Below are 17,387 nucleotides of genomic sequence, written 5' to 3'. Positions count from 1 at the left end.
GGGACGGCCCCACCGGCATCCTGGCGCTTCCCTCGATCAAGGAACTTCCCCGCATGTCCGACGCCTTGCACGACGCTGCCCTCGACCAATTGTTCCGCACCGCCCGCACCCAGAACGCGTTCCTGGACAAGCCGGTCGGCGAAGACACCCTGCGCGCGCTGTACGACCTGGTGAAGTGGGGCCCGACCGCGGCCAACGGCAGCCCGGCGCGCTTCGTCTTCGTGACCTCGCCGCAGGCCAAGGAAAAGCTCAAGCCGGCGCTGTCCGAGGGCAACCTGGCCAAGACCCTGGCCGCACCGGTCACGGTGATCGTCGCCCACGACGAGGACTTCCACGAGAAGCTGCCGTATCTGTTCCCGCACACCGACGCCAAGAGCTGGTTCGACGGCCCCCGCGAAGGCCGCAGCGAAGGCGCGTTCCGCAACGGCTCGCTGCAGGGTGCCTACCTGATCCTGGCCGCGCGTGCGCTGGGCCTGGATGCCGGTCCCATGTCCGGCTTCGACAACGCCAAGGTCGATGCCGCGTTCTTCGCAGGCACTGCGATCAAATCCAACTTCCTGGTCAACCTCGGCTACGGCGACCCCAGCGGCCTGTTCCCGCGCCTGCCGCGGCTGAGTTTCGACGAGGCCGCGCGCATCGAGTGAGCGCGCGCGTTTCGCTTCCCTGTCCCACCGCAGGCCCGCGCCTGCCGCAGTTTCGTCCCATCACCCCTCCAAGGAGTTCCACCATGACCAAGACCCGCAAACTGCTGCTCCCGCTCGCCATGGCCCTGGCCGTCGTCGTCGCCCAGCCCGCCACCAGCGCCTTCGCCGCGCCGGCCGCCGCCGCTGCCCCCGCCAAGGGCGTGTCCGGCACCTACACCCTCGACCCGGCACACACCGACGTGCTGGTGCAGTGGAGCCACTTCGGCTTCTCCAACCCGTCCGCGCACTTCGGCGACGTCGACGGCACCCTGGTCTACAACGCCCAGGACGTGAGCAAGTCCAGCGTCAACGTGACCCTGCCGCTGTCCGGCCTCAACAGCTTCACCGCCAAGTTCGACGAGCACCTGAAGAGCGCCGACTTCTTCGACGCCGCCAAGTTCCCGACCGCCACCTTCAAGAGCACCAAGGTGACCTCGGCCGGCGCCAACAAGCTGACCGTCGCCGGCGACCTCACCATCAAGGGCACGACCAAGCCGGTGGTGCTGGCGGTGACCCTCAACGGTGCCGGTCCGCACCCGATGAAGAAGGTGCCGGCGCTGGGCTTCGACGCCACCACCACGATCAAGCGCAGCGACTTCGGCCTGGGCGCCTACGTGCCCAACGTCAGCGACGAGGTGAAGATCCGCATCACCACCGAAGCGACCTTGAACGCGGCCAAGTAAGCCGGCCTGCGCGTGCGGCGGTGGCGCTTCGTGCGCTACCGTCCGCTGCAATGCAAACGCCCGCCATTCGGCGGGCGTTTGTGTTTTCGGGGTCGCGCGGTGTGTCGCGAGCTTCAATCGCGACGAAACGCGCACGGTAGGAGCGGCTTCAGCCGCGACGCGTGGGGCCTACGTGCCTGTCGCGGCTGAAGCCGCCCCTACGACAGCACAACGGCAGGTCGCGCTGAGCCCCGGCAAAGCACGTATCTGACATGCTCCTACATCGCCTGTTCGATCGACAGCGCGTAGACCTGCACGCCATAACGGCTGAAGGTGGCGGTGGTGTCGCTGCCGATGTTCATTTCCTCCAGGGGCGTTCCCTGCGCATCGGCCAGGGTCAGCCGGTAGATCGGCCCGAAACGCGTGGTGATGTCGGTGGGGCTGATCTTCACCCGGTAGGTGCCGTTGCCCTTGAGCGCCAGCGGTTCGGAGAGCTGACCCGGGATCAGTTGCAGGTCGGTCGATGGCTGGCGCAGGTCGCCCAGGACTTGCACCGCGAAGGTCTGCGTCTCGGGGAGGGCGCGGCCGACGGGGGGCGCGGTCTGTGGAGCGCTGGCACCGGTTGCCGCGGCAGATGTCGCGGCGGCGGGAATCATCGCGGCAATTGCAGTCGCAGCGGTACCGAAGAGGAAGTTGCGGCGGCTATCGTTCGTATGCGTTGTCATGGCGATCCACCTGGTGGTTGCACGTCAGCCCTGGCCTGGGCCTGGGGTGGGGGTGATGCAGGAACCTTTGTTGGTGCAGTTGGTGTTGCTCCCTAACGAGCAGTCTTTCGTATTCGTGCAGGCCGGGTTGGTGCCATTGCAGACTTCGTTGGTGGCGCGTGTGCCGAAGCGCCGCGTTGCCAATGCTTCCACTGCAGCAGCGGTGGACGCTTTCGAGCCGTCGAACAGCACTTCGGCATTCTTGCCTAGGGATATCTTGTCTGGGTCTATGCGGATGGGCATCGGGATGCGTCTCAGGTGCTTGCCAAGGTGGAAAGCGGGCAACCAAGCGTTTGCTCGGAGAGATCGGAGAATCCGCTCATCCAACGACGCAGCTTGTCGTTTTCGATGTCGATGGTGCCGTCAGCGTGGAGGCGCCCGAGATCGTTGCGATCATCGTTGAGCGCGACCGTGCATTTGCCGATCTTCCCGTTGGCGCGAATCATCAGCGAGTTCGGTTTTGCCGCATAGCAGATATACCCATCCAGGTGCTCTTCCGAAATCGGGCGTGCGTCCTTGGAGGGAAGATCGGTAGCGGCGGTGATATAGGCGATGGCGTCCAGGTAGCGGTCTCGCGGCAGCACCTTTTCCCCTATCGTGCTGCCGGCGCTCAAGTTCGAGACTTTGTGGAAGTACACCGAGAACCGTGGATCGTCGAGCAACTCGCGATGCAGGCTTGCGTAGAGGCGCCGCACGGATTCAATGTTGTCCTGGTGCAGATGCAGCCGCAGCGAGATGGAAAAGCGCCCCGCGAGTGAGCGATAGGCAATGAGGTTGGACCAGATTTTCTCGAACGTCGCGCCTTTGTTGGCGGTGACTCGCGTCTTGTCGTGCCATTCTGCGTCGCCGTCCAGCGTGATCTGGAACTCGCGGTGCTGGAGTTCCGTAAAGCGTTGGAGCAGGGCGGGCTCCAGCAGATAGCCGTTGGTGGTAAAGCCGGCGCTGAAGGCGACGTCGTGTTGCGCGCAGACCGCATTGGCGTGTTGGCCGATCTCCAGGACGACATCGCGCGCCAGGAGGGGTTCCCCGCCGAACCAGGAGATATTGAGTCGATCCAGGTGGGGCGCGCGATTGGCGATCAATGCCTTGATGCCGCTGACCACGCTAGGTTGCATGCGTCCTATCGCAAAGTCTTCGTAGCAATAGGTGCAGCGGAAATTGCATTTTTCGGTCGGCAAAAGGATGAGAGACAGGATGCGCGGAGAAAGCGCCTCGGCGATGGTGGCTTCGCTCAGCATCGGTCTGCCTCAACCGTTCGGCGAGGGCTGTCCACCGGCTCGACAAGAGCCCACATTGGACGCTTTGGAACAGTCACCTGTGTTGTTGCAGGTGTAATTCGTGGAGGAGCAGGTGCCGGAGTTGGTGCACGTTCCGGCATTTTCGCTCATGGGGCGAATCGCCCCTGCCGTCGCTGAAGCGATCGCCGCGGCGCGCAGTCGATGGTTGGCGAAGTTGATCGATCCGTCCGGGTTCAGCGTGATGCCGCGGGGATCGATCGCGTGAAATGCCTTGTCCATGTGCAAGCCGCCTCTCGAGATCCGTCGATGGGTAGGCGGCTTTGTAAAATGCAGGTCGCTGAAATATTGTGATTTAGTTCGCAATTTCTTGGCGTGTCTACAGCACGGATGAGTGCTGCCCGCCCCACCTGCAATTGCACTTCGCCGGCTGGCGGCATGTCGGCGTGCTACTCGTCCTGGTCCCCGCCCGCCTTCCAATACCCCGTCGCGCGAATCCACTCCTTTGGCACGCCCAAGTGGCCTTCGACGAACTTGCGCATCATCCGCGCGCGGGCCGATTCGCAGGCGATCCAGTAGAACGCATCGCCATCGGGCGGGTCGAAGTCGCGCAGCGCGCCTTCCAGCAACTGGCTGCCGCGTGGATCCACGCCATTGCGCTCCAGCCAGGTGACGCGCAGCTCGGCGTCGCAGTCCAGCGTCTGCCGGTCGGCGTAGCCGGGGATCTCGATCAGTGCGTCCACCTCCGCGTCGGCCGGCAGGGTCTCCAGCCAACGGCCGATCGCCGGCAGTGCGGTCTCGTCGCCGATCAGCACGTAGGCGTCGAAATCGTCGGCGGCCACGAACGAGCCGCGCGGTCCGCCGACCACCAGCGCATCGCCGGGGTCGGCCTGCGCCGCCCAGCGGCAGGCCGGACCGTCGCCGTGCAGCACGAAGTCCAGGGTCAGTTCCTGCGCGTCGGCATCGTAGTGGCGTGGGGTGTAGTCGCGGGCGGGCGAGGGCAGCGCGTCGGCCGGATACACCGGGCCGTGCTCGGTCATCGTCGGCAGCACGAACGCGCCTTCGGGATTGGGGAAGAACAGCTTGACGTGGTCGTCCGGCCCGGCGCTGACGAAGCCATCCAGCTCGGGGCCGCCGACGACGATGCGGCGCATGTGCGGGGTCAGCGGTTGCGTGCGCAGCACCTGGAGATGGCGCAGGCGCAGCGGGTGGCGCAGCAGGCGGTGTTCGTGAGTCGCCATGGGAATCCTCGAAAAGTGGGGGAGAGGGTTGGCGGGCGACGCGGACGCCGAAAGCGCTGATGTCCGCGTGCTGGCTGGAAGGGGAATCAGGGTGGCGTGCCATCCATGCCGTCGGCAGCGGCATGCAACAACGCGGCGACGCGCTCGATCTCGTCCGGGTCCCAGCGCCCGTGCCGCGCCAACAGGCCATGCTTGATGCGGCGCATCGCCTCGCGCACCGGCGCCGGCACGTTGGCGCGCACCAGCGCACGCGCGCTGTGCTGGGTGCGCTGCAGCGCCGCGTCCACCTGCGTGCGCTCGGCCCGCACGAAGGCCTGGCCGGCCTCGGTGATCGCATAGCGCTTGCGCGTGGCGTCGGCATCGGCCTGCACCAGGCCCTGCGCCTCCAACTGCGCCAGGGTCGGGTAGACCGTGCCGGCGCTGGGCGTGTACAGGCCATGGAACAGTTCGGCGACCGCGCGGATCAGCTCGTAGCCGTGGCGCGGCTGGGTCTCGATCATCGCTAGCAGCAACAGCCGCAGGTCGCCGTGGCCGAGCGGGCGGGGGCCGCGTGCGCCACGGCTGCGGCCGGGCCGGTCGTCTTCGAACAGGCGGTGCGCGGGGTGCGGGCCGGGGGTGTGGGGTCGTGGCATTTCGATATGTCGAATCTGATGCGGAAACGATATATCGAAGTTGGATGGTCGGCAAGCGCCTGGGAGGGCGGGCCATTGGAGCGCTGTGGGATCGGTTCAGCCAAGATGGCAGGGCGCGTTTGCGTCGTGTGCGTGCGTTCGGTGTGCGTGGGATCTCTGCGGGGGGAGCTGCCCAGGTTGCCCCGGCCAGCGGTGGCCCTTGTGGGGAGTCACCTGTCATGCAGCCGGGACAAGCGAAGCCGAAAGTCGACGGACACGCTCCGTCGTCGGGACTGAAGTCCCTCCCACAAGGATGCCCAGCGCATCCCTGTAGGAGCGGCTTCAGCCGCGACGGGCGTTACCGGTGACGCCTGTCGCGGCTGAAGCCGCTCCTACGAGGAGCAACAAGGCAGCGGTTGCGGGCGTACCGCACAGACGCGGCCTGACCTCACCCACCGCGCTCCTGCTCCAGCACCCGCCGCTGCATCTCGTCCAGGTAGTCGTCCAGTTCCTTGACCGAGGTAAAGATCTCGTTCAACGGCACCGCCTTGACCACGTCGAACACCTTGCGGATCTGCGGTTGCGGGTTGACCACCAGCACCCGGCCGTCGCGCGCGGCCAGCACCTTGCGCGCCTTGAAGATCGAGCGGATGCCGGCGCTGCTGATGTAGTCCAGGTGCGACAGGTCCAGCACCAGAGTGGTGATCGGGGTGGCCAGCAGCGGCGCCAGCGCCTCGTCGAGGGCCTGGTAGGTATGCGTGTCCAGGCGCCCGCTCAGGGTGAGGCGTTGGCGCTTGTCCTGCGCCGGATCGATCTGCAGGCTCAACGTGGTCATGCGGGCGACTCCTGAAGGGATGGATCGGCGGGCTGCAGCAGGACGATGCGCACGACGTTGCGGCCGCCGTCGTGGCGGTATTCGAGGCGATCGGCCAGTTGCTGCACCAGGTGCAGGCCGAGGCCGCCGATCGGGCGCTCGGCGATGTCCGCGTCCAGGTCCGGCACCGGCGCAGTGCGCGGGTCGAAGGCCGGGCCGCTGTCGTGGAACTCCAGCACCAGCGCATCGGGCTGCAGGTGCACGATCACGTCCACCGGCGCCGGTGTGCGGCGCAGGTGGCCGTGCTCCAGGGTGTTGCAGGCCAGTTCCTCGACGATCAGCCGGGTGCGGCTGACCTGCTCGCCGCTCACGCCGTGGCGCAGCAGCGCCGCTTCTACGCTGTCGCTCAGTTGCGCCAGTGCGTCCAGTGCCGGTTCCATCTGCCATCGCAGCATCATCGTGTCGTCTCCCGTGCCGGATCCTGGCGCAGCCGGATCGCCAGCAGGGTAATGTCGTCGGACTGCGGTGCCGGCGCGGTGAACGCCTGCACGTCGGCCAGCACGGCGGCGCATTGCGCCTGCGCATCGGCGCCGGGCTGCAGCGCCGCCAGCAGGCGCGCCTCGCCGTAGGCCTGCTCCTGCGCGTCCATCGCCTCGGTGATGCCGTCGGTGTAGCTGAGCAAGGTGGCGCCGGCGGCCAGGCGCCCATGCACCACCGGGTAGCGCGACTGCGGCTCCAGCCCCAGCGGCGGTCCCGACTCCAGCGGCAGCAGCGCCGCGTGGCCATCGGCGCCGAGCAGCAACGGCGGCTCGTGGCCGGCGCTGGACAGCCAGTAGTCGCCGCTGTGCACGTCGATCAGCCCGCACAGCACGGTGGCGAACATGCACGGCTCGTTGCCTTCCACCAGCCGCTGCGAGGCCGCGATCAGGATCGCGTCCGGGCGCGTGTGCCGGCGCGCGGCGATCTCCAGCACGGTCATCGCCCGCGCCATGAACAGCGCCGCCGGCACGCCCTTGTCGGACACGTCGCCGACCACGAACCACAGCAGCCCCGGCTCGGTCTCGAAGAACTGGTAGAAGTCGCCGCCGACCATCTCCGCCGGTTCCAGCAGCGCATGCGTCTCCAGGTGCTTGTGGGCGCTGTCGAAGGTGCGCCCGACCGGCAGCATCGCCTGCTGGATGTCGCGCGCGATCGACAGCTCGCTCTGCATGCGCTGCCGCGCCTGCGCCAGCGTGGCGATTTCGTCCAGCTGGCGCTTGATCGAACCGCGCGCGCTGTCGAAGGCGCGCGCCATCACCCCCACTTCGTCCGCGCGCTCGACGTGGCGCAGCGGGTAGTCGAACGCGCCCTGGCTGAAGTGCAGCGCCGAGTCGGTCAGGTCCTCGATCGGCCGCACCAGCCGCACGGTGTAGCGGTGCAGCAGCCACAGCCACAGCGCCAGCGCGGCGGCGCCGGCCAGCGCGCCCCACAGCACGATGCGGTTCAACCCGGCCAGGATGTAGTCCTCCGACACGCTCAGCGCGAAGGTCCAGCCGGTGTCGCCCACCGCCGCGCTCTGGGTGAGGTAGCGGGTGCCGTCCGGCGCGATGTGCTCGAAACGCACAGGCGTGTGCGTGTCGGCCGCCTGCGCCAGCGGCGACAGGTCCGGCCGCGCCCGCGCCACGTGGGCCTCCAGGGTGCGGCGGAAGCGCAGCGCCGGGTCCGGGTGCAGCACGAACAGCCCATCCGGCGACAGCAGCATCGGCTGCAGCCCGCTGTTGGCCGGCAGTTCATCAACGATGGCCTGCAGGCGCTGCAGCGGCACGTCCACGCTGACCATGCCGATCGCCGGCGCCTGCGGGCCGTCGCCGGGCAGGCGTAGCGGCAGGTTGTAGGTGGTCAGGTAGGTGCCGCCACTGCTGGCGTCGCTGTATGGCTCGGACCACCAAGGCGCCGGCGCGGCCAGGGTGCGCCGGTACCACGGCATGCTGTGCAGGTCGAAGCCCATCGCCTCCGCCGATTGCTCCTGCACGCCGCCGGCGGTGCGCCGCAGGTGCCAGGCGAAGCCGCGGCCATCGTCCTTCAGCGCGCCGGGCTCGATCACCAGCAAGGCGCCGGCGATGTCTGGGTCGCCCTGCAGGGTGGCCTGCAGCAGGGTGCGCAGGTTGAACGGTTGCCGGCCCAAGCCCGCCGCGGTGGCGGCCAGGGTGCGCCCGCTCACCTGCACCGAGCCCAGCGTGGCATCCAGGCTGCGCGCGGTCTGCTGGGTCAGCCCGGCCACCTCCTCGCGGGCGTTGCGCACCATCACCTCGCGCGCGCCCAGGTAGAACAGCAGGGCCAGGCCCAGCAGCAGCGCCACTTGCAGCAGGCTGCCCCACAGCAGCAGCCGCGTGCGCAGGCTGTGCCGCCAGGCGACCGCGGAGGCGTCCTGCGCTGACGAGGCAAGGGCGATGGCGGCGCTCCACGGGGGCCTGGAGCCCGATCATAAGCGCAGCCGCGGCCGCCCGGCACAGCGGCCGCGGCGGCTGTCCCGCGGGGTGTCCCGGGCAAATGTGACAGTCCGTTCCATACGCTGGCGTACGAGGTCCTGCGAGGCGGTTGCGCTACACTTGCAGGCTTCGAGAAAACACATGCCATCGCGCGCGTGCGTGCGACCTACGGGAGCGTTATGAACTGGTTGAACGAGGTGCTGCAGAACGATCCGAACCCCACTGAGACCCAGGAGTGGATCGAATCGCTCAAGGCCGTCATCGATGTCGCAGGCCCCGAGCGCGCGCATCAGCTGCTGGAGGACATGGTCGAGCTGACCCGTCGTTCCGGCGCCTACCTGCCGTTCTCGCCGACCACCGAGTACGTCAACACCATCGCCCCCGCCAACGAGGCCAAGAGCCCGGGCGACGCGGCCATCGAGTGGAAGATCCGCTCGATCATCCGCTGGAACGCCATGGCCACCGTGGTCCGCGCCAACCGCAAGCCGGGCGACCTGGGCGGCCACATCGCTTCCTTCGCCTCCAGCGCCACCCTGTACGACGTGGGCTTCAACCACTTCTGGCGCGCGCCCTCGGACAAGCACCCCGGCGACCTGCTGTACATCCAGGGCCACAGCTCCCCCGGCATCTACGCCCGCGCCTTCCTGGAAGGCCGCATCAGCGAAGACCAGCTCAACAACTTCCGCATGGAAGTGGACGGGCAGGGCATCTCCTCCTACCCGCACCCGTGGCTGATGCCGGACTTCTGGCAGACCCCCACCGTGTCGATGGGCCTGGGCCCGCTCAGCGCCATCTACCAGGCGCAGTTCATGAAGTACCTCGAGCACCGCGGCCTGATCGAGAAGTCCGACCGCAAGGTGTGGTGCTTCATCGGCGACGGCGAGAGCGACGAGCCCGAGACCCTGGGCGCTATCGCCCTGGCCGGCCGCGAAGGCCTGGACAACCTCATCTTCGTGGTCAACTGCAACCTGCAGCGCCTGGACGGCCCGGTGCGCGGCAACGGCAAGATCATCCAGGAGCTGGAAGGCGTGTTCCGCGGCGGCGGCTGGAACGTCATCAAGCTGCTGTGGGGCGGCTACTGGGATGCCCTGCTGGCCAAGGACACCAACGGCGTCCTCAAGAAGCTGATGATGGAAACCGTCGACGGCGAGTACCAGAACTGCAAGGCCTTCGGCGGCGCCTATACCCGCGCCAACTTCTTCGGCAAGTACCCGGAGACCGCGGCCATGGTCGCCGGCCTGTCCGACGACGACATCTGGCGCCTGAACCGCGGCGGCCACGATCCGCACAAGGTCTACGCCGCCTACCACCAGGCGGTGAACACCACCGGCATGCCCACCGTCATCCTGGCCAAGACCGTCAAGGGCTACGGCATGGGCTCGGCCGGCGAGGCGCTGAACCCCACCCACCAGACCAAGAAGCTGGACGACGACGCCGTGCGCGCGTTCCGCGACCGCTTCAACATCCCGCTCAGCGACAAGCAGCTGGCCGATGCCGAGCAGGTGCCGTTCTACCACCCCGGCCCGGACTCGCCGGAAGTGCAGTACCTGCAGGAGCGCCGCGCCTCCCTCGGCGGCTACCTGCCGCAGCGCCGCCGCAAGGCCGACCTGTCCATCCCGGCCCCGGGCCTGGACAAGTTCGAGCGCCTGCTCAAGGACAGCGGCGAGCGCACCTACTCCACCACCATGGCCTTCGTGCAGAGCCTCAACATCGCCCTGCGCGACAAGGAACTGGGCCCGCGCATCGTGCCGATCGTGGCCGACGAAGCGCGCACCTTCGGCATGGAAGGCATGTTCCGGCAGATCGGCATCTACGCCCCGTTCGGCCAGAAGTACAAGCCGGTGGACGCCGACCAGTTGATGTTCTACCGCGAAGACCAGTCCGGCCAGGTGCTGCAGCAAGGCATCAGCGAGCCGGGTGCGATCTCCTCGTGGATGGCCGCCGGCACCAGCTACTCGGTCAGCAACGTGCCGATGCTGCCGTTCTACATCTACTACTCCATGTTCGGCTTCCAGCGCGTGGGCGACATCGCCTGGCAGGCGGCGGACATGCGCACCCGCGGCTTCCTGCTCGGCGGCACCGCCGGCCGCACCACGTTGAATGGTGAAGGCCTGCAGCACGAAGACGGCTTCAGCCAGGTCATCGCCGGCTCCATCCCGAACGTGCGCAGCTACGACCCCACCTTCGGCTACGAAGTCACCGTGGTCATGCAGTACGGCATCCAGCGGATGATGCAGGAGCAGGTGGACGAGTACTACTACATCACCCTGATGAACGAGAACTACGCCCACCCGGAAATGCCGGCGGGCACGGAAGACGGCATCATCAAGGGCATGTACCTGCTCAAGGACGCCGGCAAGCCCAAGAAGGGCGAACTGCGCGTGCAACTGCTGGGCTCGGGCACCATCCTGCGCGAAGCCATCGCCGCAGCGGAGCTGCTGGACAAGGACTTCGGCGTCACCGCCGACATCTGGTCCTGCCCCAGCTTCAACGAACTGCGCCGCGACGGCTTCGACGCCGAGCGCTGGAACCGCCTGCACCCGGAAGGCGAACAGCGCAAGCCGTTCGTCACCCAGCTGCTGGAAGGCCGCCAGGGCCCGGCCATCGCCGCCACCGACTACGTGCGCGCCTTCGCCGACCAGATCCGCGCCTTCGTGCCGATGCACTACACCGTGCTGGGCACCGATGGCTTCGGCCGCTCGGATACGCGTGCGAACCTGCGCCGGTTCTTCGAGGTCGATCGCTACTACATCGCGCATGCCGCCATTGCGGCGCTGGCGAAGGAGGGGAAGATGACAGGCAAGGATGTGGCCCGGGCGATCAAGCAGTACAAGATCGATCCTGAGAAGGCTAATCCGGTTGGGGTTTGATTGAACAAAGGGACGGCAATCGCCGTCCCTTTTACATTGGTGAGGGAGCATGGATGCGTACTGAAGACTTCCCGGCTTTGTACCGATCTGCAGACGATCTCGCAGCGCGTCAGCAGCGTCTGTTCTTTCTTCTGCTTCGATGCAACCTTGTCTTTTTGGTTCTCGGAGCCGCGCTCTCATTCGGTTCGGTCGATCATTGGCTCATCGCGCTTCTTCAGGCATTGACGCTTCTTGCCGCCCTGGCGTTCTCAGTGGCGCTATATACCATTAGGGCTGAGCGCGTTTGGTACGCCGCCCGTGCTTTGGCAGAGTCAACTAAAACCCTTACCTGGAGATTCATATCGCGCGCGGAGCCATTTGACGACGCAGACGAAGACTCCGAGCGTTCGCTTCAATCTCGCCTAGCGGCTACTCTTCGTCAGAATCGAGAGCTTGCAGGTCGCTTCCAGAGTGACTTGGAGGCGCGCCAGATTACTGAGTGCATGCGCTCTCTCAGGAGCGATGACTTGGAAAAACGCATCGCGACTTATCGGCTGCACAGGATCTCTAATCAAAGGACGTGGTACGCGTCGAAGGCGAAGGAGAACTCCTCGCGAAGTAGGGCCTGTTTCACCATAGTTGTGGTGGCGAATACTTTCGCTGTTGCATCAGCGCTCTTGAAAATTAAATTTCCAGATTTTAAGTACTGGCCAACAGATGTATTGGTCGCAATCGCGTCCGGCGCGCTGGCCTACTTGCAATCAAAGAGATACTCTGAACTGGCTGCTTCGTACGCTCTGACCGCGCATGAGATTGGAGTCGTAGAGGAGCAGCTGGCGCAAGTAAAGGGCGAGCGGGAATTCTCCCTGTTTGTCGGAGATGCTGAGAATGCTTTCTCTAGGGAGCACACTCAGTGGGAGGCAAGAAAGGACATCTAACCAAAGAGGGGGGTGTATGAAATCAAGGAATGTTTTCGTTAGCCATATACAAGAGGATGAGGCGCATATCCAGAAGCTCTATGACCTGCTTGGTCGGTCGGGGTTTCAGTGCAAGGATTCGTCAATAACCTCGCAGACTCCAAACAACGCCCAAAGTGAAGATTACATAAAGTACCAGGTGATATCGCCTCAAATCGAGTGGGCTGGGGTAGTTGTTGTGCTAATTACGCCTGGCACCCGGTCCAGCGATTGGGTGAACTGGGAGGTGGATCGCGCAAACGCGCTGGGGAAGCGGATTGTAGGAATATGGGTGCATGGGGAGGGCGGTTGCGATCTTCCAGAATCCCTCGTGAAGTATGCCGATTCAGTTGTGGGGTGGAATTCGGGGAGGATCATTTCAGCCATCGAGGGGAAAGATAGTTGGGAGTGCCCAGATGGATCTGAGATGGAGGATAGGGATATTAAAAGGATTAAATGCCAATGAGTCGCTTATATAGCTATGTGGTAGTTCGGGACTTCGGCTTCGCGCCAAATCCATTCTCTGGATTATGTACTCTGGCTACCTGTAAGCCGAAGATTCGTGGAAAAGCGTCAATAGGGGACTGGGTAATTGGGGTTGGCGCCGTCTCAACTGGCAGGCAAGGTGACCTGATCTACGCAATGAAGGTCGCTGAAGCTCTGAGTTTCGATGAGTACTGGAATGATCCGCGTTTTGAAGTGAAGCGGCCGGTGCTTAATGGAAGTCTAAAGCGTGCTTATGGCGATAATATCTACCATAAGGACGCGGGTGCGTGGATTCAGGCTGACTCTCATCATAGCTTTCCCAGTGGTAAAACTAATTTCGAGAACCTGAGGCGTGACGTAAGCGCAGATAGGGTTTTGATTGCGCATGAGTTCTATTATTTCGGCGATCGCAAAGTGGCTGTCCCAATATCGGTGAGGCGGCAGGGAAGGCATGACTTGTGTCGCCCAGGACGGGGGCACATCGTTAATATCCCGGAATCACTCAGGGATTCATTCCTTGCCTGGCTCATGTCTAGTCATGCGATCGGGGTTCACGGTCAGCCAGCCCAATGGAAGGGAGCCTTCTGAACATGACTCGGCTTAAGAGCGCCTTCGGGTTTGACCAATATCTGAGCTCTGCCATGAGTTCAAATCAGTTCCAAGGGACACCAGATGAGCTCTTCAAGCATAAGCTCGGCCTAATAGGTGAGGTTGGCGAGCTGTGCTCGGGGATCAAAAAGGTAAAAAGAGATGCGCTGACGGATGCAGAGGCAAGTGTCGCGTCTGAGGAGATCGGTGATTGCCTCTGGTATCTGTTTGCAATAGCTAGGCATCAGCAAATTAAGATGTCGGCTTTGCTAAACGCAGCGATCAATGAAGTTGCGGTCGTGCTACATGTGAGGCCGCTGGGGGGGAGGAATGTCGATGTAAGCTTCCGTCGCCTGACGGGCTTCGTTAATGCTAGCAAGAGCTCGGTTCAAATGGGAGAGAACGAAGCTCTTCAGCGTGTTGCCGGGCGCGCTGGTGCGTTGGTCTCATTGCCCGGTGCAGCACTCCCCGCGTTGGCAGGATTGCTAGCGGACCTTGCGCTCTTGACGCATTCCTTGAGCCTAGACTTAGAGCAAATCGCGATAGAGAATGTCGATAAGGTTCGTGGACGGTGGCCGGGCGCATGTCCTTTGCCATCGCAGCTCTTCGACTCAAAATCAGATGAGACCGAACAGCTCCCACGCACACTTTGGGTGCGGTTTGAAGAGCGAAAGGTCGGCTCAGTCCCGTACGCGTTCATTTCGGTAAATGGCGTTAATGTCGGAGATCGCTTGACCGACAACAGCCACGAAGCGGACGATTACCGGTTTCATGACGTGTTTCACTTGGCTTACGCCGCTTGCCTGGGTTGGTCGCCAGTGCTCCGCGCCCTTCTTAAGCGGAAGAGAAAGTCATCCCCAACTCTTGATGAAAATGAGGACGGCGCGCGCGCGATAATAATCGAGGAGGCAATTTCGACCTGGATGTTCAACATCGGCCGCGAGCATCTATTCGAAGGAGTGCGCTTGGAGAAATTCCCTTACTCTGTTCTGAAGCAGGTCCAGTCGCTTGTTAAGGGGTATGAGGTCGCGGCGTGCCAGCCCTGGGAGTGGGCAAATGCTATCCTTAAGGGGTTCGAGATCTTTAGAATTCTGAAGCGAGAGCGAGGCGGTTATGTAGTTGCCGATCTCAACGCGCGGAACATCACGTACAAAGGGCTTCAAGAAGTAGATGAGCTTACCGAGCACAAAGAAGTTCGTAGAACGACTCGCGGGCGTAAGCCTGCCAAGAGTGTTCAATCCCTACAAAGACGTGTGCGCAAGGCATGATAAGTCTGTTGAGAGTCCCCTTATTCGAAGAGCACTCCTTCTCAGCTATCTAAATGCGGTCAGGGGAATTGATTCCCGGGTCATGTGGATGGGCCGGGATCTCGGCTACCGTGGAGGGCGACGGACAGGCGTCGCGCTGACTGATGAAGCACACTTGTCAGAACTGGGCACGTTGTATGGATTTGAGCAGCCGCAGCGATCAACGGTGGGACCAGTGGTGGTTGAGCGTACTGCTACAGAGATATGGTCGGTTTTGCGTCAGATAAGCGCACCGCCGATGCTTTGGAATGTGTTTCCATTTCATCCGTATTTGGATGGGGATGAACTTTCAAATAGAAAATTCACTGCGCATGAGTTTTCGGTTGCGAGCGAGATAAATCTTCAGTTGATTAGGCTTCTAAGAATTGAGCGAATTGTCGCCATCGGGCAGGACGCGGCAATCTACGCCTCCAAGCTGGGTGTTGATGTTGACCAAGTGCGACATCCGAGTTATGGGGGAGTTTCCGAGTTCCGTGAGGGCATGTCTAGGATCCACGGACTGACTAGTCTGGATAGGCAGGGAGCGCTTCTCCTCTAATTCAGAAGCTGGAAAAGAATGGTCGGGGTTAGCTTTCTATAGCCGGAGGATACCTGGACGCCCTGCAACATCTAACGGCGGGCCGTGCTGTGTTTGCATAGCCGATGGGCTTGCCTCACACCAGCGAAAGGGCGGGTCTTGGCCCTCGACCACACCGCGAAACGCATCGCGGCCTTGGAACCCGCTGGTGCTGGGGGTGAACGCGGATGAAGGCGAGTAGTTCGTCGCCAGGACTTCATCAAACAATGTGCGACAAGCGCTGGACCGCTCCGCTGAGTCATTACCCAGAGCGAGCCAATAAGGATGAGGCGTCAGTGCCGAGTGTCTCCGCTGACCTAGATTGGATGAGTAGCTAGATTATAGTGAAATAGGGGTCAGGGCGCACTTTGATGATTTATGATCCCCTGAATAAAGAAGATTTTCATAGCCGGCCGTGAGCTTGAGTGCCAAACGTATCTGAGGGGAACGCAGTTGGAAATCAATATCGCTCTTTTGAGAAGATTTGAGGGGCTAAGGGGGATTGCCTATCTAGCGGTGGCCTGCGGGATTCTTTCTGGGCCCGCAGCAGCGCTTGTCATTATTCGTCCAGAGCTGTTCGTCAACTTGGCGCTGACGAAAATAATTTTTATCGTTGGTGCTCTAGGGGCGCCAGTTTTATTGGTACTAACGGCGTCTTTTCTTGCATCAGATGTGATTGGAGAGCCATTTAAGAAGTTGGACCTAAAAAAATCTGTACCGGGCGCTCTTGTTGCTAGTAGCGTAGTTTCTATCTTTGTTCATCTTTTTTGTTTGCTCCTTGCTGGAAAAGATCTGCATAGATATCTTTGGAGTGTGCCCGTATTTACCCTATGTGGAGTCATCGGTCTGCTAATGGCGGGCATAGCTGATCGTTTTGGGAAGAAGCGACGTGTTAGGCTTCTGGAGCAAAAGGTTAACGAGCCAACCAAGTCAGAATCTGGCTCGATTATAGACATGGATTGACGTTGTGAAAGCAGGAGCAGAGGTCAGATTGCACTTTCCTCCAGGAACAGGCATCAGTGTGCACTGTCCTCTACCGTTATGTCAGCTTCAAAGCTCAATCAGTTTCCTGAGTAAGCACCGTGCTTAGTCTTGAAAGTCCGCGCTGGTCCGAACTGCAACACGCATATGGTGCAGCCGGCGACATACCCGCGTTGTTGAGGCAGCTACAAACGGTGCCCTCATCCACGGCTGGATCGGAGCCGTGGTTCACGTTGTGGAGCGCCCTTGCACATCAGGGCGACGTCTATTCGGCGTCCTTCGCGGCCGTCCCGCATGTCGTCCATGCACTGGCACGGTCACCCGACAAGGCGGACCACGGGTACTTCCAGTTCCCCGCCTGGGTCGAGATCTGTCGCGCGAAAAGCCAGACCGAGATCCCCGAGGATCTTCGGGCCGCTTACCTGCATGCCCTGGCTCAACTTCCCTCCTTGGTCGCGGCTGCGTCCTCTCGCGCCTGGGACCCGGACTTTCTTGCCTGCGCTCTAGCCGCCGTCGCCGCGGCTAAGGGGCAGCACGCGGTCGCGGAGGCCGTCCTCGAACTCACGCCCGATGTCGCCGAGGAGTTCATGGAGTGGTTTTTTACGCGATGAGGCATGCTCAACCACTTACGGTATTGTCTTGCCGGTTCGCTTCAGCAAGCTGTTGCTCGTATGTCTGCACGCGAACGCGCAATCGGATCAGGTGCCAGGAAAGCGCGTAAGCGAACAGCAGCAAGAACGCGAGAACGCTCTGCATGATCGTGATCTTGCTCAGGACGCTCCAGTCACCCTAATGCCAGTCCTTGAACTGCAGATAGAGGGCGAGCAGCGCCGGCATGATGCCGAGCTTCTCCATTCCGCCGGTGAACAGGCCCAGGCGTTCATGCATGTTCGTCCGGCGGTCACGGATGAAGGTCTCGCGTTGGCGGCGCTGTTCAAGCGGAAATACGCGTAGTGCGGTGACGATGTCTTGGTACTGAAAGAACTCCTGCTCCATCTGCTCCGTATGTGTGGCGTAGGGTTGTCTAACGCCCGGTAGCTCACGTTTGATCTGCAAAACGGCGACTACTGCAGAGCCAATGAGGTTGATGATAATTCCTACAAAGTGACGGGGTCAGGTTGACTTACTTGATGGTCGTATTGACCACGTTCTTGGTCATGGCAAGAGTGAGCTCGCAAATAGCGCT

Annotated in this window: 21 protein-coding genes; 10 read left to right on the top strand and 11 right to left on the bottom strand. The window is 62.7% G+C overall.

The window, feature by feature from the left end; genetic code table 11:
- The first annotated feature begins 53 nt into the window (after positions 1-53).
- Entirely contained in the window at positions 54-644 is a 591-nt protein-coding gene (locus FHR56_RS02415; protein WP_160946181.1) for a malonic semialdehyde reductase, read from the top strand.
- 83 nt (positions 645-727) lie between these two features.
- The gene (locus FHR56_RS02410; RefSeq protein WP_160946182.1) at positions 728-1,366 is read left to right on the top strand and encodes a YceI family protein; all 639 of its coding nucleotides are present in this window, start codon (positions 728-730) and stop codon (positions 1,364-1,366) included.
- A gap of 257 nt (positions 1,367-1,623) precedes the next feature.
- Here the strand turns inward: FHR56_RS02410 and FHR56_RS02405 are convergent, their stop codons facing one another.
- The 9 genes from FHR56_RS02405 to FHR56_RS02365 all read right to left on the bottom strand — a co-directional run bounded on the left by FHR56_RS02405 (position 1,624) and on the right by FHR56_RS02365 (position 8,441).
- Positions 1,624-2,070, bottom strand: a complete 447-nt coding sequence (locus tag FHR56_RS02405) for a hypothetical protein (RefSeq protein WP_160946183.1) — start codon at positions 2,068-2,070, stop codon at positions 1,624-1,626.
- Positions 2,071-2,094: 24 nt separating this feature from the next.
- Positions 2,095-2,352, bottom strand: a complete 258-nt coding sequence (locus FHR56_RS02400; RefSeq protein WP_160946184.1) for a hypothetical protein — start codon at positions 2,350-2,352, stop codon at positions 2,095-2,097.
- 11 nt (positions 2,353-2,363) lie between these two features.
- Entirely contained in the window at positions 2,364-3,347 is a 984-nt protein-coding gene (locus FHR56_RS02395; protein ID WP_160946185.1) for a radical SAM protein, read from the bottom strand.
- A 9-nt stretch (positions 3,348-3,356) separates the two neighbouring features.
- Positions 3,357-3,626: a hypothetical protein gene (locus FHR56_RS02390; protein ID WP_160946186.1), complete on the bottom strand. Its 270-nt coding sequence runs from the start codon at positions 3,624-3,626 to the stop codon at positions 3,357-3,359.
- Between the two features lie 167 nt (positions 3,627-3,793).
- On the bottom strand, positions 3,794-4,585 hold the full coding sequence (locus tag FHR56_RS02385; protein WP_160946187.1) for a siderophore-interacting protein: 792 nt from the start codon (positions 4,583-4,585) through the stop codon (positions 3,794-3,796).
- An 86-nt stretch (positions 4,586-4,671) separates the two neighbouring features.
- The gene (locus tag FHR56_RS02380; protein WP_237473074.1) at positions 4,672-5,217 is read right to left on the bottom strand and encodes a PadR family transcriptional regulator; all 546 of its coding nucleotides are present in this window, start codon (positions 5,215-5,217) and stop codon (positions 4,672-4,674) included.
- Between the two features lie 427 nt (positions 5,218-5,644).
- Positions 5,645-6,031, bottom strand: a complete 387-nt coding sequence (locus FHR56_RS02375) for an STAS domain-containing protein (protein ID WP_160946188.1) — start codon at positions 6,029-6,031, stop codon at positions 5,645-5,647.
- Positions 6,028-6,468, bottom strand: a complete 441-nt coding sequence (locus FHR56_RS02370; protein WP_160946189.1) for an ATP-binding protein — start codon at positions 6,466-6,468, stop codon at positions 6,028-6,030. The genes FHR56_RS02375 and FHR56_RS02370 overlap by 4 nt, the downstream gene beginning before the upstream one ends.
- Positions 6,465-8,441 (bottom strand): SpoIIE family protein phosphatase, encoded by a 1,977-nt coding sequence (locus FHR56_RS02365; protein WP_343160744.1) that lies wholly within the window; start codon positions 8,439-8,441, stop codon positions 6,465-6,467. Before FHR56_RS02365 ends, FHR56_RS02370 begins: the two co-directional genes overlap by 4 nt.
- A 216-nt stretch (positions 8,442-8,657) precedes the next feature.
- Between FHR56_RS02365 and aceE the strand changes: the two genes are divergently transcribed.
- From aceE to FHR56_RS02325, 8 genes are all read left to right on the top strand, one after another.
- Positions 8,658-11,348 (top strand): pyruvate dehydrogenase (acetyl-transferring), homodimeric type, encoded by a 2,691-nt coding sequence (gene aceE / locus FHR56_RS02360; RefSeq protein WP_160946191.1) that lies wholly within the window; start codon positions 8,658-8,660, stop codon positions 11,346-11,348.
- Between the two features lie 53 nt (positions 11,349-11,401).
- Complete coding sequence (locus tag FHR56_RS02355; protein ID WP_160946192.1) at positions 11,402-12,265, top strand: DUF4231 domain-containing protein; 864 nt, start codon at positions 11,402-11,404, stop codon at positions 12,263-12,265.
- A 16-nt stretch (positions 12,266-12,281) separates the two neighbouring features.
- Positions 12,282-12,749, top strand: a complete 468-nt coding sequence (locus FHR56_RS02350) for a TIR domain-containing protein (protein WP_160946193.1) — start codon at positions 12,282-12,284, stop codon at positions 12,747-12,749.
- Positions 12,740-13,357, top strand: coding sequence for a hypothetical protein (locus FHR56_RS02345; RefSeq protein ID WP_311185991.1), 618 nt, complete (start codon positions 12,740-12,742; stop codon positions 13,355-13,357). The genes FHR56_RS02350 and FHR56_RS02345 overlap by 10 nt, the downstream gene beginning before the upstream one ends.
- 2 nt (positions 13,358-13,359) lie before the next feature.
- Complete coding sequence (locus FHR56_RS02340; protein WP_184502398.1) at positions 13,360-14,625, top strand: MazG nucleotide pyrophosphohydrolase domain-containing protein; 1,266 nt, start codon at positions 13,360-13,362, stop codon at positions 14,623-14,625.
- The gene (locus FHR56_RS02335; protein WP_221441945.1) at positions 14,588-15,202 is read left to right on the top strand and encodes a uracil-DNA glycosylase; all 615 of its coding nucleotides are present in this window, start codon (positions 14,588-14,590) and stop codon (positions 15,200-15,202) included. The genes FHR56_RS02340 and FHR56_RS02335 overlap by 38 nt, the downstream gene beginning before the upstream one ends.
- Positions 15,203-15,673: 471 nt before the next feature.
- Positions 15,674-16,183: a hypothetical protein gene (locus tag FHR56_RS02330; protein WP_160946196.1), complete on the top strand. Its 510-nt coding sequence runs from the start codon at positions 15,674-15,676 to the stop codon at positions 16,181-16,183.
- A 212-nt stretch (positions 16,184-16,395) separates the two neighbouring features.
- On the top strand, positions 16,396-16,812 hold the full coding sequence (locus tag FHR56_RS02325) for a hypothetical protein (RefSeq protein ID WP_221441924.1): 417 nt from the start codon (positions 16,396-16,398) through the stop codon (positions 16,810-16,812).
- A gap of 7 nt (positions 16,813-16,819) precedes the next feature.
- Here FHR56_RS02325 and FHR56_RS20565 read toward each other — a convergent pair whose 3' ends face one another.
- Positions 16,820-16,957, bottom strand: coding sequence for a hypothetical protein (locus tag FHR56_RS20565; RefSeq protein WP_237473075.1), 138 nt, complete (start codon positions 16,955-16,957; stop codon positions 16,820-16,822).
- A gap of 33 nt (positions 16,958-16,990) precedes the next feature.
- Positions 16,991-17,197 carry a hypothetical protein gene (locus FHR56_RS20560; protein ID WP_237473076.1) on the bottom strand — a complete coding sequence of 69 codons (207 nt, stop codon included), beginning with the start codon at positions 17,195-17,197 and terminating at the stop codon, positions 16,991-16,993.
- Positions 17,198-17,387: the final 190 nt, after the last annotated feature.

This window comes from Xanthomonas sp. F10 (assembly GCF_014206815.1).
GTDB lineage: Bacteria > Pseudomonadota > Gammaproteobacteria > Xanthomonadales > Xanthomonadaceae > Xanthomonas_A > Xanthomonas_A indica.
Note: the sequence above shows the minus strand (reverse complement) of the source record. Positions and strands in the feature narration are given on the sequence as shown.

What these genes read in the sequence shown, in the direction of transcription:
- FHR56_RS02415 (WP_160946181.1), top strand. Translation starts at nt 54, where the DNA reads ATGTCCGACGCCTTGCACGACGCTGCCCTCGACCAATTGTTCCGCACC.
- FHR56_RS02410 (WP_160946182.1), top strand. Translation starts at nt 728, where the DNA reads ATGACCAAGACCCGCAAACTGCTGCTCCCGCTCGCCATGGCCCTGGCC.
- FHR56_RS02405 (WP_160946183.1), bottom strand. Translation starts at nt 2,070, where the DNA reads ATGACAACGCATACGAACGATAGCCGCCGCAACTTCCTCTTCGGTACC.
- FHR56_RS02400 (WP_160946184.1), bottom strand. Translation starts at nt 2,352, where the DNA reads ATGCCCATCCGCATAGACCCAGACAAGATATCCCTAGGCAAGAATGCC.
- FHR56_RS02395 (WP_160946185.1), bottom strand. Translation starts at nt 3,347, where the DNA reads ATGCTGAGCGAAGCCACCATCGCCGAGGCGCTTTCTCCGCGCATCCTG.
- FHR56_RS02390 (WP_160946186.1), bottom strand. Translation starts at nt 3,626, where the DNA reads ATGGACAAGGCATTTCACGCGATCGATCCCCGCGGCATCACGCTGAAC.
- FHR56_RS02385 (WP_160946187.1), bottom strand. Translation starts at nt 4,585, where the DNA reads ATGGCGACTCACGAACACCGCCTGCTGCGCCACCCGCTGCGCCTGCGC.
- FHR56_RS02380 (WP_237473074.1), bottom strand. Translation starts at nt 5,217, where the DNA reads ATGCCACGACCCCACACCCCCGGCCCGCACCCCGCGCACCGCCTGTTC.
- FHR56_RS02375 (WP_160946188.1), bottom strand. Translation starts at nt 6,031, where the DNA reads ATGACCACGTTGAGCCTGCAGATCGATCCGGCGCAGGACAAGCGCCAA.
- FHR56_RS02370 (WP_160946189.1), bottom strand. Translation starts at nt 6,468, where the DNA reads ATGATGCTGCGATGGCAGATGGAACCGGCACTGGACGCACTGGCGCAA.
- aceE (WP_160946191.1), top strand. Translation starts at nt 8,658, where the DNA reads ATGAACTGGTTGAACGAGGTGCTGCAGAACGATCCGAACCCCACTGAG.
- FHR56_RS02355 (WP_160946192.1), top strand. Translation starts at nt 11,402, where the DNA reads ATGCGTACTGAAGACTTCCCGGCTTTGTACCGATCTGCAGACGATCTC.
- FHR56_RS02350 (WP_160946193.1), top strand. Translation starts at nt 12,282, where the DNA reads ATGAAATCAAGGAATGTTTTCGTTAGCCATATACAAGAGGATGAGGCG.
- FHR56_RS02345 (WP_311185991.1), top strand. Translation starts at nt 12,740, where the DNA reads ATGCCAATGAGTCGCTTATATAGCTATGTGGTAGTTCGGGACTTCGGC.
- FHR56_RS02340 (WP_184502398.1), top strand. Translation starts at nt 13,360, where the DNA reads ATGACTCGGCTTAAGAGCGCCTTCGGGTTTGACCAATATCTGAGCTCT.
- FHR56_RS20565 (WP_237473075.1), bottom strand. Translation starts at nt 16,957, where the DNA reads ATGCAGAGCGTTCTCGCGTTCTTGCTGCTGTTCGCTTACGCGCTTTCC.
- FHR56_RS20560 (WP_237473076.1), bottom strand. Translation starts at nt 17,197, where the DNA reads ATGGAGCAGGAGTTCTTTCAGTACCAAGACATCGTCACCGCACTACGC.